At 39.5% G+C, this 14,752-nt stretch carries 15 protein-coding genes; 11 read left to right on the top strand and 4 right to left on the bottom strand.

Annotated features, from left to right (window positions below):
• Positions 1-22: 22 nt before the first annotated feature.
• Entirely contained in the window at positions 23-328 is a 306-nt protein-coding gene (locus BMF77_RS27335) for a hypothetical protein (protein WP_210422196.1), read from the bottom strand.
• A gap of 706 nt (positions 329-1,034) precedes the next feature.
• On the opposite strand from BMF77_RS27335, the gene BMF77_RS13710 reads away from it, so the two are divergent.
• From BMF77_RS13710 to BMF77_RS13695, 4 genes are all read left to right on the top strand, one after another.
• Positions 1,035-2,231 (top strand): 1-deoxy-D-xylulose-5-phosphate reductoisomerase, encoded by a 1,197-nt coding sequence (locus tag BMF77_RS13710; RefSeq protein ID WP_148763526.1) that lies wholly within the window; start codon positions 1,035-1,037, stop codon positions 2,229-2,231.
• A gap of 176 nt (positions 2,232-2,407) precedes the next feature.
• Positions 2,408-2,995, top strand: a complete 588-nt coding sequence (locus tag BMF77_RS13705; RefSeq protein WP_148763525.1) for a biotin transporter BioY — start codon at positions 2,408-2,410, stop codon at positions 2,993-2,995.
• A gap of 132 nt (positions 2,996-3,127) precedes the next feature.
• Entirely contained in the window at positions 3,128-3,589 is a 462-nt protein-coding gene (gene lspA, locus BMF77_RS13700) for a signal peptidase II (protein ID WP_148763523.1), read from the top strand.
• 8 nt (positions 3,590-3,597) lie between these two features.
• Positions 3,598-5,865 (top strand): transglycosylase domain-containing protein, encoded by a 2,268-nt coding sequence (locus BMF77_RS13695; protein WP_148763521.1) that lies wholly within the window; start codon positions 3,598-3,600, stop codon positions 5,863-5,865.
• A gap of 69 nt (positions 5,866-5,934) precedes the next feature.
• Here BMF77_RS13695 and BMF77_RS13690 read toward each other — a convergent pair whose 3' ends face one another.
• Both BMF77_RS13690 and BMF77_RS13685 read right to left on the bottom strand, forming a co-directional pair.
• Positions 5,935-7,338: a DUF4335 domain-containing protein gene (locus BMF77_RS13690; protein WP_148763518.1), complete on the bottom strand. Its 1,404-nt coding sequence runs from the start codon at positions 7,336-7,338 to the stop codon at positions 5,935-5,937.
• 185 nt (positions 7,339-7,523) lie between these two features.
• Positions 7,524-8,150 (bottom strand): DUF3038 domain-containing protein, encoded by a 627-nt coding sequence (locus BMF77_RS13685; RefSeq protein WP_148763516.1) that lies wholly within the window; start codon positions 8,148-8,150, stop codon positions 7,524-7,526.
• Between the two features lie 252 nt (positions 8,151-8,402).
• Here BMF77_RS13685 and BMF77_RS13680 point away from each other — a divergent pair, with 252 nt between their 5' ends.
• The 3 genes from BMF77_RS13680 (at position 8,403) to BMF77_RS13670 (ending at position 10,345) form a co-directional block, all read left to right on the top strand.
• Complete coding sequence (locus BMF77_RS13680) at positions 8,403-8,921, top strand: adenine phosphoribosyltransferase (protein ID WP_148763504.1); 519 nt, start codon at positions 8,403-8,405, stop codon at positions 8,919-8,921.
• A gap of 30 nt (positions 8,922-8,951) precedes the next feature.
• Entirely contained in the window at positions 8,952-9,998 is a 1,047-nt protein-coding gene (locus tag BMF77_RS13675; RefSeq protein ID WP_015078148.1) for an ABC transporter permease, read from the top strand.
• 74 nt (positions 9,999-10,072) lie between these two features.
• Entirely contained in the window at positions 10,073-10,345 is a 273-nt protein-coding gene (locus BMF77_RS13670; protein ID WP_015078149.1) for a hypothetical protein, read from the top strand.
• A gap of 296 nt (positions 10,346-10,641) precedes the next feature.
• On the opposite strand, the gene BMF77_RS13665 is transcribed toward BMF77_RS13670, so the two are convergent.
• Positions 10,642-12,234 (bottom strand): S8 family serine peptidase, encoded by a 1,593-nt coding sequence (locus tag BMF77_RS13665; protein ID WP_148763502.1) that lies wholly within the window; start codon positions 12,232-12,234, stop codon positions 10,642-10,644.
• Positions 12,235-12,351: 117 nt separating this feature from the next.
• Between BMF77_RS13665 and rpe the strand changes: the two genes are divergently transcribed.
• The 4 genes from rpe to BMF77_RS13645 all read left to right on the top strand — a co-directional run bounded on the left by rpe (position 12,352) and on the right by BMF77_RS13645 (position 14,708).
• On the top strand, positions 12,352-13,059 hold the full coding sequence (gene rpe / locus BMF77_RS13660; RefSeq protein WP_096670666.1) for a ribulose-phosphate 3-epimerase: 708 nt from the start codon (positions 12,352-12,354) through the stop codon (positions 13,057-13,059).
• Positions 13,060-13,470: 411 nt separating this feature from the next.
• A complete protein-coding gene (locus BMF77_RS13655) occupies positions 13,471-13,749 on the top strand; it encodes a hypothetical protein (protein WP_210422195.1) in 279 nt (92 codons plus the stop codon).
• Between the two features lie 176 nt (positions 13,750-13,925).
• A complete protein-coding gene (locus BMF77_RS13650) occupies positions 13,926-14,201 on the top strand; it encodes a hypothetical protein (protein ID WP_210422194.1) in 276 nt (91 codons plus the stop codon).
• 30 nt (positions 14,202-14,231) lie between these two features.
• The gene (locus tag BMF77_RS13645; RefSeq protein ID WP_148763498.1) at positions 14,232-14,708 is read left to right on the top strand and encodes a Uma2 family endonuclease; all 477 of its coding nucleotides are present in this window, start codon (positions 14,232-14,234) and stop codon (positions 14,706-14,708) included.
• Positions 14,709-14,752: the final 44 nt, after the last annotated feature.

Raw genomic sequence — 14,752 nt, 5'->3', positions numbered from 1 at the left:
TATTTAGCTTACTGGTTGGATTTTAGACCGAGTTGAGTCGAGATATAGACGAATTTGTTACCCGCTTGAGTTCCTCGATTCTTAAGTCCTCATCAGCAGTAGAATTGTCAACAAAGGTATTTTCTTGCCCATAATTAACACTTCGGAGTGCAGGTTCTGGTATTTCAGTATCCGGTATTAAATTATCAACAGAGCCACTTACCCACCCATTATTACTACCTTGAAGCAGTGGTTCTCCTGAAACTGGATCTAGCTGTGTGCCATTCCCAACAAACGCGCTCTGTAACGCGTTGTTAACAACTTCCTCTGCTGGTTCTGGTGTTACCATAGCTGGTGTGCCATCCTCAACAGAATCTATTTGCCCCCCGTTATTGCCATTTGGGGTTGATGTTTCTGGTAAAACAGGGGATTGTTAATCGCCAAAAGCCTGAAACGACGGATTTTCGTTCATGCACATCATGGTTAATTTGTACAGTGCGTAAGTCCTAGTAACAATCTTTTTCCCCATAAATCTGGTTTTCCATAAATCTGGTTAGTTGGGTTTCTGGTTTCATATCTAGCATACTGGAAATTGGTGTAGGAAAATCTATTTGGTATAAAGCTAGTTCCCATTCAAACTAACTTTTTGAGCATTCAAACTAAATAGACTGTTGAGGAACTGTAAGATCCACCAATTTGATAGCCTCTACAATTTCCCTGACAGGAGGACAAGATAGCTAGAAGGTAGATAAGGCAAGCTCCATAGCTCTTTGCCCTTTGATGTAATCCTTCAAACGATAGCGGCTAAATCGCATTAGTTCTTCTATACTTTTTTGGAACATTTGATGTACCCCACGTCAAAAATCTCAACTTACTGATGGGGATGTAGAAACCCCATCTTCAACGAAGTAAGATGGGGTAGTTTATGTAATGTTACGCATTTATGGCCAAAATAGCAAAAGTTTTGATTGGAGTTAATTGATTGTCGGAATTGCTCTTATCAACGAGTCCCAAGCCATTTATAGTTGAAATTATCTGTTAATGCTTAAAAAATTGTGAAAGCTATTACTTTACTGGGTTCTACTGGCTCAATTGGGACGCAAACCTTAGATATCGTCTCTGAACACCCCGATAAATTCCGCATCGTTGGATTGTCCGCTGGACGGAATGTGGAGCTATTCGCGGCGCAAATTCGCCAGTTTCGTCCCCAAATTGCTGCCATTTCTGCTGCTGAAAAGTTACCGGAACTCAAAGAAGCCATTAAAGACTTAAATCCTCAGCCCATTTTACTGGCTGGGGAAGCGGGAGTCATAGAAGTTGCTCGTTATGGCGATTCGCAAACAGTTGTAACTGGTATTGTTGGTTGTGCGGGTTTATTACCGACTATTGCAGCTATTGAAGCTGGGAAAGATATTGCTTTAGCCAATAAAGAAACCATCATTGCTGGCGCTCCTGTGGTGTTACCTTTGGTGGAAAAACACGGGGTGAAACTATTACCAGCAGATTCCGAACATTCCGCTATTTTTCAATGTTTGCAAGGTGTTCCTAAAGATGGTTTACGGAAAATATTACTTACTGCTTCCGGTGGTGCTTTTCGAGATTGGCCTGTGGAAAAGTTACCAGAGGTAAAGGTTGCTGATGCTATTAAACATCCTAACTGGTCAATGGGGCGAAAAATCACGGTAGATTCGGCAACTTTGATGAATAAGGGTTTAGAAGTAATTGAAGCTCATTATTTATTTGGAGTAGATTACGATAACATCGAAATTGTCATTCATCCTCAAAGTATTATTCACTCGTTAATAGAATTACAAGATACGTCTGTTTTAGCTCAACTTGGTTGGCCAGATATGCGTTTACCTTTACTTTATGCTTTATCTTGGCCGGAGCGAATTTACACTAATTGGGAAAGATTGAATTTAGTTAAATCTGGTGATTTAACTTTCCGTGAACCAGATCATCACAAATATCCTTGTATGGGTTTGGCTTATGCTGCAGGTAAGGCTGCTGGTTCTATGCCGGCGGTGTTGAATGCGGCTAATGAACAAGCTGTGGCGTTATTTTTAGAAGAGAAAATTCACTATTTGGATATTGCTCGCTGTATTGAATTTGTCTGCGATCGCCATCAAAATGATAACACACAAAATCCCTCTTTAGATGACATTTTAAATGCTGATAAATGGGCTAGACAAGAAGTTTTCACAGCTATGAAAAAGGTAGCAACTCAACCACAGATAATTTCTGTTGGTTAAAAGTTAGCATAATCCTACACTGTACCGAATAGGATTAGTGTAGGATTATATTTTATCTATTTTCTTGGGTTACTCTAGAGATACACCTTATTGTTTATCAAAAAAATGCCAATATAGTTTTGTAGTTGTAATTTTTAGCTTTTCGTCTACCGTTAATTAACCCTTGCACCTAATAAATGTTTGCTGCGTCAAATCAACTGCTATGGTCTATGATAGGCTTGCTCCTCACAATGGGTGGTACTTTTCTAGAAGCCTATGGTATTACCGCACCTTGGAACTGGAGTCAGCACGGAATTGGGACCCTTTCATTAGGTGTCAGCTATCAAATTGGTGCAGTGCTGTTGGTAGGCTGTTTAGGAGGTCAAAATGCTGGTGCGCTCTCGCAAATTGCCTATTTAGTCATGGGATTAACCTTACTGCCAGTATTTGCCGAAGGCGGCGGTATCGGTTATGTTAAGCTATCTCAGTTTGGCTATTTGTTGGGTTTTATTCCCGGAGCTTGGATTTGTGGTTATTTAGCCTTTAAAGCTAGACCTCGGCTAGAAACTCTGGCTTTTAGTTGTTTTTGTGGCTTATTCACTGTTCACATCTGCGGTATTGCTTATTTAATTATTAGTTATATTCTGCCTTGGAAAGGAACAGAAAATTTATCCCTAATTCAAGCTATCCTCAAATACTCCTGCTTTGCACTACCAGGGCAACTAGTAGTTGTTTGTGCTGTCACCATAGTAGCTTATCTGCTACGACATATAATGTTTTATTAGTCATTGGTCATTGGTCATTGGTTATTGGTCATTGGTCATTGGTCATTGGTCAGTAGCAAAGAAGAACAACTAACAACTAACAACTGACAACTGACAACTGACAACTGACAAAGAACAATTAACCAATTTATTATGCGGATAAAAAATCGCTTCTTCTGGATTGCTGCTTTGATAGCATTTTTATTAGACCAATTGACAAAATACTGGGTAGTGCAAACCTTTAACCCAGGACAAACACTGCCCTTACTCCCGGGGATATTTCATTTCACCTATGTTACTAATACAGGTGCAGCTTTTAGTCTATTAAGTGGCAAGGTAGAGTGGTTACGGTGGCTATCTTTAGGTGTAAGTTTAGTATTAATGACCATTGCATTATCAGGACCATTGTTAAGTTTTTGGGAGCAATTGGGTTATGGTTTGATTTTAGGAGGAGCAATGGGCAATGGTATTGATAGATTTGCCTTAGGGTACGTCGTTGATTTTCTCGATTTTCGATTAATTAATTTTGCCGTATTTAATTTGGCTGATTCTTTTATTAGTATTGGCATTGTCTGTCTGTTAATTGCTTCATGGCAACAAACACCAAGTAATTAAAATTTTTTATGAGTTCCCCCCAACCTCCTCAAAAACCAAAAACTCTACTTGGTCAAGTGACTCAAGCAGTAAGTACCATTCAAGCTAGAGTAAGTTCTTCCATAAAGCTCAAACCCAACGCTAAAGTACCAAAACTGTTAGTGCATGATGCCGGGGCAAATACAAGGGAAGAACATAATCTGTTAGGCGATCGCCATATTCTCGGACGTAGTTCTAAATCTTGTGATTTCGTCGTCCGGAACCAAGTTGTCAGCGCAATTCACCTCTCACTCTCGCGGGATTCCACCCAAAACACTCCCGCTTTCACCATCAAGGATGAAAACTCCACCAACGGTATTTATCTGGGGAAAAGGCGGATAAATGCTCTAGAACTGCGTCATGGTGATGTTATTACCCTGGGACCCCCTCAACTAGCTGCTTCTGTGAGTGTGCAATACATAGACCCACCAGATTGGTATGTGAAAGCTGCTACTTGGACAGCCTATGGGATCGGTGGTGTTACAGTTTTGATTGCCTTGTCCATAGGTGTAGAATGGATGAAATTTTCTGTCAGACCCTTACCTACAGCGACTAAAGCCCCTGTGGTTGTTTATGCCCGTGATGGCTCAACCCCACTGCGTGAGCCGCGAAATATCGCTCACACAGACCTGAAAAAAATATCTGACTTTGGACCATATTTGGCCTCTGCTGTTGTAGCTTCCGAGGACAGTCGTTATTATTGGCACTTTGGGGTAGATCCCTTGGGTGTGTTGCGAGCCGTACTGATTAACAGTCGTAGCGGCGATGTCCAACAGGGAGCAAGTACAGTTACCCAGCAAGTAGCTCGGAGTTTATTCCGTGAATATGTAGGTAGTCAAGACTCTTTAGGACGGAAAGTAAAAGAAGCTGTCGTCTCCCTCAAGTTAGAAACTTTTTACAGTAAAGATGATATTTTACTAACTTACTTAAATCGAGTCTTTTTAGGCGCAGATACTTCCGGTTTTGAAGATGCAGCTAAATATTATTTCAACAAATCAGCCAAAGAATTAACTCTGGCCGAAGCAGCAACCTTAGTAGGGATTTTACCTGCTCCCAATGCCTTTGATTTTTGTGGCAGTGGTCCGCGGAAACTCGGAGCAGCCGATTATCGGAATCGAGTCATTAAGCGACTGCTGGAAATGGGTAAAATCACCCAAGAAGAAGCCAACCGCGCCCGTCGTTCTACCGTCCAAATTAGCCCTAAAGTTTGTGAAAGACAAGCCAAAACCATTGCGCCCTATTTTTATGATTACGTCTTTCAAGAACTGACATTAAGACTAGGTCCGGCAGCAGCAAGAGAAGGTAACTATATCATTGAAACCCAACTTGATCCAGCTATCCAAGCCAAAGCGGAAACAGAGTTAAAAAATTCCATCACCAAAGACGGCTCGAATTTTGGTTTTTCCCAAGGGGGAATGGTGACTCTCAACGCGAAAACTGGGGGTATTGTCGCAATGGTAGGAGGGACTGATTACAGAAAAAGCCAGTTCAATCGCTCTGTGCAAGCCCAACGTCAGCCAGGTTCTACGTTTAAAATTTTTGCTTACACTGCGGCCATGGAAAAAGGGATTTCCCCATATAGAAGTTATTCTTGTAGTCCTTTAACTTGGCAAGGTTTTACTTATAGACCCTGCCGGTCTGGCGCTGGTGGTAGTTTAGATATAGCAACTGGCTTGGCACTTTCAGAAAACCCCATTGCTTTGCGGGTAGCAAAAGAAATTGGCTTGAATAAAGTAGTAGATATGGCGCAGCGGTTGGGTGTGAAATCTGATCTGGAGGCAGTTCCAGGCTTGATATTAGGTCAAAGTGTCGTTAATGTTTTAGAAATGACCGGGGCATTTGGAGCAATTAGCAATCGTGGAGTGTGGAATCCTCCTCATGCTATTAGTAAAATTCGAGACAGTAGTGATTGTAAGGATCTTAAAGATCTACAAACCTGTCGGGTAATTTACTCTTTCGATACCGATCCAAATGGTAACAAACGAGTTATCAAAAAAGAAGTTGCCAATCAAATGACTACTTTGATGCGGGGAGTAATTACTAATGGTACAGGTCGTAGCGCCGCTATTGGTTTAGGGGAAGCAGGTAAAACCGGGACAACGAATAATAATGTTGATCTCTGGTTCATTGGTTTTATTCCCAGTCGTCAACTTGTTACCGGCATTTGGCTAGGAAATGATAATAATTCCCCTACATCTGGCAGCAGCGCCCAAGCGGCACAACTTTGGGGTAATTATATGGGGAAAATTACTAAATAATTAAAAATTAATAATTAAAAATTAAAAAATTGGATTCTTCTTTTTTAATTTTTAATTTTGCATTTTTAATTACTTATATCCCTTCCAAGGTTTGACTTCTAATTCACCTTTAGGGGTAAAGACTACTCGAAAATGAGCTAGTGCTTCTTTATTATCGGGTGCAGCTACATTTGAGCCATAAACTGATTGGAACATCTGGGGTAAAGGTGTCTCCCGGAAGTAGTCAAAAGCAACTTGGTTGAGTGGTTCATAGTCAGCAATCACACCTTCTTTATTCACCGCTACTCGATATTTCAGGTTGCTGGCAAAGGTGGGAGTCACACTCCAATTTTGACGAATTGTACTATACAGCTTTTGATTTAGATCTTTGATTTTACTGGTGTCAGTAATTTTTTTGCCAGTTACTTCTGGTGTTTTGGCGTATCCTAGCCAGGGACTAATTTCTAAAAACCTTTTTTGGGTAAATACGACTTTGAATTGAGCAATAGGTTCATTCGGGACGCGATTAGCAGGATTATGGAGCAGTTTAGGTAGTGGTGTTTTATCTATTGCGTCACTAGCTTTCTGATTGACTGCTTTATAACCAACGATACTACCATCGGCGGCGACACCTAAACGATAGACTAAATCCTCTGGCAATTCTGAGCGATTTACCCAAGCTGGATGAATTTGGTTATAAACTTGGCGATTTAATGCCCGTAATTGAGATGGATCTTTTATTTCTGGAACTGTCTTTAAAAGTGTTTCTAAATCTTGAACTGCGGTAGGGGTTGCTGATGTTGTGGGTGTAGTTGTGGGTGTAGTTGTGGGGGTTACTGCTACTGTGGGCGTGGGAATAGAAGTGCTGGACTCAACCTCTGAGTTGACTTGAGGTGGACTGATTTGAGGTGCAGGAATTAAGCTAAAAGCCAGTGCAGCTACGGCTAGACTGGATACGCCCATGGTAGCCGGGATTGCCTGTTTGAGTAAGGTTTGATTTGAACCACTATAACTGCGATTAACTGGGTGTAGTTCTAGGGATAATTCTGGTAAAGTCTGGCTGTCAGCAAAAAACTGATCTACGGCTTCAACTAAATCAAATAATTGGACTGTGTTCAGGACAATTTGAATGGGTTGTCCTTCGCTGGTGTTTCCCCCCATGTCTCCTGTGATTTCAGTGTGAACAGTTAATCTGTGGCTGTTGCTGTTAATTTTTTGTAATTCAACTAACTCTGAATTATGATTCTGAACTTGAGGGTTGGGGATATTGCTTAAAACTTCTTGGGCGTAGGCGCTGACTGCTCTAACTAAGCTTTCAAAAAATTCCCTGCCACCAACAATGGGTTGAGTATAACTAGATATATAGCATTCTGCATTCACTAATATAGATAGTTGGGGACGCAGTTCTTGAAAGTTAGCAGTCTGTGTCATGTCACTTAACCCCTCTAGGAGCAGGGTACAATTAGGCAAACTATATTTACGTTGGATATTCATAAAACCTCGTGGGAAGTGGGAAACTCAGTCCCTTTAGGGACCAGAGGGATAGTATGGCTAACGCCACGCTACGCTATCGACATGGCTCACCAGCCGCGACTCAAGGGATTTTAATCCCCGTCAATCTTAAAATGCGTAATCATAGCCATCTTTGCGGTGAATGATTTTGCAGTATTTATTTCTATTTATTCTACCTCACCGTCAAAAAGAGAAATCCAGTACCGTTGCATTCCCGCTGTACCTGTACAAAATAGTAATTTTCCTAATAAGTCTATAGCTAGTTCATCTAATTTTTCATTAGAAGTTAATGCTAGGACACTGGAACGACGGGAATTCATCCGACTTTTAAAATGCGCTCTAAACCTTTCTAGGTAATTAGCTAATCTTAAATTTTGTTCTGGGGGAATCTGCTTCTCAGCCAATTGTTGATATATGGTTAGTAGTTGGCGGATCACAACTGTTAAGCGTCGAGAAATGTAGCAGGCAATAACTACTAACGCTTTGGCTTCTAAAATATCTAAAGGCCGGCGACTATGCGCTCTCCGCATGGGGTTAGATGCTCGCATCCGCCATAAGTTTACCCGGTTTTTGATGATCCCTTGGAGGTCTAATTCTTCAGCAAAGGATAAAATGGCTTCAGAACCGCCTATTTCTAAGGCTTCAATGGCTAGTAACATCAAATCTATTTGTAATCTAGTTCTGGCTGGACATACCTGACCAGCGATCGCTGGATCTGGTAAAGTATCCAAAATCATGGGCATTCCCTGAGCTTTTGGGATGTTTAAAGATGTGACACTAGCAGAGACGTTCATTCTATCAAATACCTTATACGTTTCCAATAAACTGATTTACTTATCCGTCCACCGCTAATTGCTGGCGCGATATGGCAGTTCAATTATATACATTACTTAGTTTTTCTACCCAAATATTTGCATATACATTAAATTTTCAAATTCTTGGTGATCGTCAATGACATTATAGGGTAGGATTTGGCAGAGATTAGGAAAATTTTCGCTTCTTGCCCTTTGTTTCTTCATTGACCACTAACTACTTACGTAAATAATATGGATTTAAAATCTCTGATTCGTGATATACCGGATTTTCCTAAGCCGGGAATTTTATTTCGAGATGTCACTACTCTATTAAGCGACCCGGACGGATTGCGTTATACTATTGATTTTTTAGCACAAAAATGTTCTGAAATTGAACTTCAAGTAGATTATATTATTGGTATGGAGTCAAGAGGGTTCATTTTTGGTGCGCCTGTTGCTTATAAATTAGGTGCTGGTTTTATTCCTGTTCGGAAAAAAGGGAAATTACCGGCAGCGGTTCACTCAATTGAATATCAACTAGAGTATGGTACAGATACATTAGAAGTACATCAAGATGCTTTAGTGCCAGGTAGCAAAGTTTTAATTGTGGATGATTTGATTGCTACTGGTGGCACTGCCAGTGCAACAGCTAAGTTGGTACAAAAGATTGACTGTGAACTGATAGGGTTTGGGTTTATCATCGAACTAATGGATTTGCAAGGACGGAAATATTTACCTGATGTCCCTATTATCTCGCTGGTTCAATATTAGAAAACATAATTGACAACTGACTAATGACTAATGACAAATACAAAAATTTCCTTGGATATAAGTCGAGACTGGCTAATTAGGCGAGTTACGGATGAAACTTTTATTTATGTGATAAAACGGCTTTTACAGGCGCTATTGACAATTTTTTTAGCGTCTGCTTTGTCATTTTTTATTATGAAGTTGTCTCCGGGAGATTATGTAGATACCCTGCGGCAAAATCCGAAAATTTCACCAGAACGGATTGAAGAAATTAGACGACAATTTGGTTTAGATAAATCTTGGCCACAACAGTTTGGATTTTGGTTAAAGCAAATTTTGACAAGGGGTGATTTTGGTACAAGTTTTGTTTATCAACGTTCTGTATCATCGCTGCTATGGGAACGAGTTCCAGCCACGTTGTTATTAGCGATCGCTTCTTTAATTATCACATGGGCGATCGCCATTCCTTTAGGTATTCTCGCTGCTGTCAAACAAAATCGCCGAACTGACCAAGTTTTACAGATAGTCAGTTATGCTGGTCAAGGTATTCCCAGTTTTATTACTGTTTTATTTCTACTATTCTTTGCTCAACTGACTACTCCACTTTTTCCGGTGGGTAATATGACCAGTATTAATCATGCAGACCTGACATGGTTAGGTAAAATTCTCGATATCGCTTGGCATTCAGTTTTACCACTAATTGCTTTAAGTATTACCAGTTTTGCGGGTTTGCAACGAATTATGCGTGGTCAATTATTGGATGTTTTACGCCAAGATTATATTCAAACTGCTCGCGCTAAAGGACTTCCAGAAAATCGGGTGATTTATGTTCATGCTTTGCGAAATGCTATTAATCCGTTAATTACTTTATTGGGTTTTGAATTAGCAGGTTTGTTAGGTGGTGCATTTATTACGGAGAATTTCTTTAACTGGCCGGGTTTAGGAAAGTTAACTTTACAAGCTGTTTTAGCTAAAGACCAATATTTGGTAATGGCGAGTTTAGTAATGAGTGCAGTATTATTGATTATTGGTAATTTAATTGCTGACTTAATTTTAAAAGCAGCAGATCCTCGAATTAAGTTAGAAGATTTGAATTAGTTAGTTGTCAGTTGTTAGTGGTCAGTGGTTAGTTGTCAGTGGTTAGTTGTTAGTTGTCAGTTGTTAGTTGTCAAATGGTTTATTATATTATTCGTTCAAGAACAGATGGTAAATATCTCACAGCCCGTGTTGATGATGCTACATCAGGATATTTATTATTATTTAAAGAAGATTTCGAGGCTTTGAGTTATCTCAATACTCATGCTGCTGATTTAGCCAGCCGGTTGACTGTAGAATCTCTTGCTAGTTCCCAAATAGGTAGTTTAATCAAACGTTGGAGTTTTGCTGGTGTAGGCATTGTTAATGATCCTTTATTACCAGAAGTTGAGTTTTTACAGCATATTTAAAGCATAAAAGATTTGGATTTAATGTAGGGGTAGCGCCCCCGTGCCTACCCCGGTATTTGGGGCAACCACAGGGGTAGGCCCCCTACAAAATTAATTGGTTTAGGGATTTTTAAAATGTTCAATTAATTTTGCCCGACTACTTACAGCGGTTTCCGCTCTTATGAGGTACAAAGTTGAATCATGAAACTCTTGTAGTGCGGGCATACTATGGCTAACGCCACGCTGCGCTATCGACAAGCTCAGTACAAGTCTTGCCCGCTAGATATGTACCTCATAACACCGGGAAGTGCTGTATATCACTTTTCACCTACAGTCCACCAGGCCAAAGCATAAGGTTGAGTAGATTCATTTATCTGCTTTTTAAATTGCACCCGAATTTTATAATTCCCACTAGTAGGAACTGGACAAAAAATATGTTCCACACTATCAACTTCACTCACAGAATCACAAATCACAACTTCATTATTTTTCCCATTTTCCTTAACTAAATAAACATCAAGATTATTTAATCCTTTATCTATAAATGTTTCCCCTATATCATATTCCTGATTATTATTTTTATCATTTAACTCCACCAAACGATCCCAAATTAAAGTAATAGCCACAAAACTATTTTGTTTCAAACCTTTTTGTAGAGCATATTCCCTAGAAGAATTAGCATTAACAATACCATAATCCCAACCAATAGGCGGAACAGTTGCATTAGGTTTCCATTCACCACCATTCAATTGTTGATAGGCTCGAAAGGCATTTAAATGACCTGCTCCCATTTGAGCATCTAGGGGAATTTTAGGATTTTTATAAGCGTCCGTTGCTAACCAATCTTGATTTTGTTTATCAATTAAAGTCCTCGTCATTCCCAACCGTAAACCATCACCACTGTCCTTTATTTTGTCCGCCGAATTGAGTAATATTGCTTTCATGACTTGATGACGACGAGCATCAATAGTCCAATTTGGTTGTTTAGTTCGTAATTGTCTATCCACAAATTCCTGTAATAATGCCACCGTAGCCGTAACTTGTGGGGCGGCAAAACTCGTACCTGTAGATTTATTTAACTTACCATCAGGATTAAGTAAAGGAATATTAGTCCCAGGAGCAACTATATTAATTGCACTTCTCCCCCCAATATTAAATTCTTTCCCAGCTAAACGATTTTCTATACCTTGATTAATACTCGCCAAATTAGAAACGTGAACTTTATTAAAAATTCCCTCGCGTTCTGAGGAAAAAGCCACATTAATTGCGTTAAAATTATCTGTAGGAATGGGAATCCCGCCTTTGCCTTGATTGCCAGCAATTGAATATACAACATCATGAACCCGGCTAGACCAGTCAATACATAATGTTAGTAAAGCATTACCATCTAACATAGCTTCTGGTCGGGGATCACGTTCCAGAGGTTCACCAAAACTAAAATTAATCGTCCGCACATCACCACCATTTTGTAATGCAATGTGTTGTGTTGATAAACATTCCTCTGGTTGACCGATTTTTTTTGTAGATCCGACAGCAGAAGAATATAATCGAGCATTTGGTGCGACACCAGGAAAAGCCTTATCTTGACTCACCATGACACCAGAAACATTATAGGCATGAGGATCAACACCAACATTCGACTTGGCGGGAACATTGCGTGAAAACACTGCAAATGGCGATACAGACCGATTTTTAGATACGGCTTTATCCCAGCCAAACATCCCCGGACGACCAATTTCGACTTGACCAATAGCAATTTTCCGCCCAGTCAAATTATAAGGAGCTTGATGTAGTTTCAGCGCATCAATGCCGTTAGCACCTAAAAAATTGGCAACCTTGACACCAGCAAAGACTGGTAAAGTCAAGCCAGAAAAACCTAAACTCCAAAAAAGTATCCAATTTTTGTGCATATTTTGAGGGAAGAGGGGGAAGTTTTCTGAAAAATTTGAGTTTTGAATTAATTTTTAATAATTTCTCCATATTTTGTTACGATACTTACAGACGAAGACGCTTAAAACCCACTAGCCATGACCCAAAATTCATCTCAAAAACCTATAGTTATCGCTCCATCTATCCTATCAGCAGATTTTAGTCGTCTGGGTGACGATATTCGCGCCGTAGACAAAGCGGGAGCAGATTGGATTCACGTTGATGTAATGGATGGACGTTTTGTCCCTAATATTACAATAGGTCCTCTGATTGTGGAGGCGATTCGTCCAGTTACAACCAAACCGCTGGATGTCCACTTGATGATTGTGGAACCAGAAAAGTATGTAGAAGGTTTTGCTAAAGCTGGTGCTGATATTATTTCTGTCCATGCAGAACATAACGCATCTCCGCACTTGCACCGTACCTTGGGACAAATCAGAGAACTCGGTAAGAAAGCTGGAGTTGTACTCAATCCGGGTACACCTTTGGAGTTAATTGAATATGTCCTAGAATTGTGTGATTTAGTGCTGATTATGAGCGTTAACCCCGGTTTCGGTGGTCAAAGCTTTATTCCTAGCGTAGTTCCTAAAATCCGCAAGTTGCGTCAAATGTGCGATGAACGCGGTTTAGATCCTTGGATTGAGGTTGACGGGGGACTCAAAGCTAATAATACTTGGCAAGTTTTAGAAGCTGGAGCTAATGCTATTGTAGCGGGTTCGGCTGTGTTCAATGCTCCTGATTATGCTGAGGCGATTACCAATATCCGTAACAGTAAGCGTCCGACTCCAGAATTAGCTGCTGTTTAATTTAATACTTGTGATTAATTGAAAGCTAGATCCTCGATTTCTTTAAGAAGTCGGGGATTTATTTTTGTTTTATAAACTGTTGACAAACTTAAAAATAAGGTGCTATATATATTACTATGGCTAACTGTAAATATTTTTATTTGCCAATCACCCAAGTTAGTGTTATATATTAATAACGTGGGTGTAAAAAGCTTGTTTTTCAACATCCATACATTAAATGTCAGCATAAGCTCGCCAAAGCTTTGCTGACACCTGCTTTGCTAAAACTTAACTGACGGTCTATATCAGTCAATCAATTTCTTTTTTGTTTAAAACAGAGGAGTCTATTTCATGATGCCACAAAATACCGAATATTCGCAACTACCTCATTTTAAAGTTTCAGGAAATCTAAAACTCATACTCGAGGTAGACTTGAGACTCACTAAACAAACTCTTCCCAAGGAATATCTCATTCCTGCAGGGATAGCCTACCATCTTAATGGAGGAAGCACTAGAGGTAAATGGACTTCTCAGCGTGTTAATAAAATGCTGGAAGTTATGAAGTACCAGCAAAGGCATTATTGGCAATGGGAACCCACTATTCAAGGTCAGCAGTTTGCAGACTTCAGTAGTCGAGACCTGAAATGGAGTCCAGAAGTCATCAACTTAATCTTGCAACAACAACCTCAACAGTTGAGGTTAGCTGTCTAAAGCATATTTTTGAAGCTTGATTTCAGTTCATATTCTCCCTTATGAGACTTACCATTTGCGTGAGTCTCTAATGGGGATATATTGACACACGCTTAATTATCACCCCTAGTCCGTAGGGTGGGTTAAGCGCATTTATGCTAAAATGCCATTACTGTACTCTGTAAAGAGTTTTCTGTATGGCTAACGTTACTTACGATGAAATTTTTGGAGCAGTATTAACCTTACCTCCTCTATACAGAGCGATGCTTGCTGAACATCTTCTCAAAAGTCTGGATGAAAAGGAGCAAATTCAACTGGCCACACAGTTATTGCAATGGGTAGAAGTAAAGATTAATAAAGAACCTCAGTCTATGCCAAATAAAGGATTACGACAGCCAGGACTCGGTTTAGGTTCTTGTATATTCAATGATGACTTTGATTGTTTTATTCCTTTAAAAAATCCGTTAAGATAATATTGTTCTGATCACTCTAGGTAATTGACTATGAAATGGGAAGAAGTTTGTGAACATAAACAATTACAAGATTTACCCTTCAAGATTGAATTGAATAAATGGGGGCAAATCGTCATGAGTCCAGTAAAGATTAAACACTCTTTTTATCAAGGAAGAATCCAACGTCTATTAGAATCTTTATTGAAAACTGGTGAAGTCATGCCAGAATGTGCAATTAATACATCAGATGGCGTTAAAGTTGCTGATGTAGTTTGGTGTTCAGACCAAAGATTTGATCAAATTCAAGATGAAATATCAGCTTCTATAGCCCCAGAAATTTGTATAGAAGTTAAATCCACTGGTAATACCTTTGAGGAAATGGAATTTAAGAAAAAATTATATTTAGAATCTCAAGCCATTGAAGTATGGTTATGTAATGAACAAGGTCAAATAAAATTCTATAATGAACAAGGTGAACTATCACAATCTTTGTTAGTTCCTGACTTTCCTAAGCAAATTAAACGATAATTTCACTAGAAGTTATCGGCATAGTTACCAAAAAAACATAGTTA

The sequence above is a fragment of the Dolichospermum sp. UHCC 0315A genome, assembly GCF_008121535.1.
In the GTDB taxonomy this organism is placed as follows: domain Bacteria; phylum Cyanobacteriota; class Cyanobacteriia; order Cyanobacteriales; family Nostocaceae; genus Dolichospermum; species Dolichospermum lemmermannii.
This window is presented reverse-complemented; position numbering and strand designations above follow the sequence as displayed.

Excerpts from the sequence above, each read along its gene's own strand:
- BMF77_RS13690 (WP_148763518.1), bottom strand. The coding sequence starts at position 7,338 with ATGAATATCCAACGTAAATATAGTTTGCCTAATTGTACCCTGCTCCTA.
- BMF77_RS13695 (WP_148763521.1), top strand. The coding sequence starts at position 3,598 with ATGAGTTCCCCCCAACCTCCTCAAAAACCAAAAACTCTACTTGGTCAA.
- BMF77_RS13650 (WP_210422194.1), top strand. The coding sequence starts at position 13,926 with ATGGCTAACGTTACTTACGATGAAATTTTTGGAGCAGTATTAACCTTA.
- rpe (WP_096670666.1), top strand. The coding sequence starts at position 12,352 with ATGACCCAAAATTCATCTCAAAAACCTATAGTTATCGCTCCATCTATC.
- BMF77_RS13685 (WP_148763516.1), bottom strand. The coding sequence starts at position 8,150 with ATGAACGTCTCTGCTAGTGTCACATCTTTAAACATCCCAAAAGCTCAG.
- BMF77_RS13665 (WP_148763502.1), bottom strand. The coding sequence starts at position 12,234 with ATGCACAAAAATTGGATACTTTTTTGGAGTTTAGGTTTTTCTGGCTTG.
- lspA (WP_148763523.1), top strand. The coding sequence starts at position 3,128 with ATGCGGATAAAAAATCGCTTCTTCTGGATTGCTGCTTTGATAGCATTT.
- BMF77_RS13705 (WP_148763525.1), top strand. The coding sequence starts at position 2,408 with ATGTTTGCTGCGTCAAATCAACTGCTATGGTCTATGATAGGCTTGCTC.
- BMF77_RS13645 (WP_148763498.1), top strand. The coding sequence starts at position 14,232 with ATGAAATGGGAAGAAGTTTGTGAACATAAACAATTACAAGATTTACCC.
- BMF77_RS13675 (WP_015078148.1), top strand. The coding sequence starts at position 8,952 with ATGACAAATACAAAAATTTCCTTGGATATAAGTCGAGACTGGCTAATT.
- BMF77_RS13670 (WP_015078149.1), top strand. The coding sequence starts at position 10,073 with ATGGTTTATTATATTATTCGTTCAAGAACAGATGGTAAATATCTCACA.
- BMF77_RS13680 (WP_148763504.1), top strand. The coding sequence starts at position 8,403 with ATGGATTTAAAATCTCTGATTCGTGATATACCGGATTTTCCTAAGCCG.
- BMF77_RS27335 (WP_210422196.1), bottom strand. The coding sequence starts at position 328 with ATGGTAACACCAGAACCAGCAGAGGAAGTTGTTAACAACGCGTTACAG.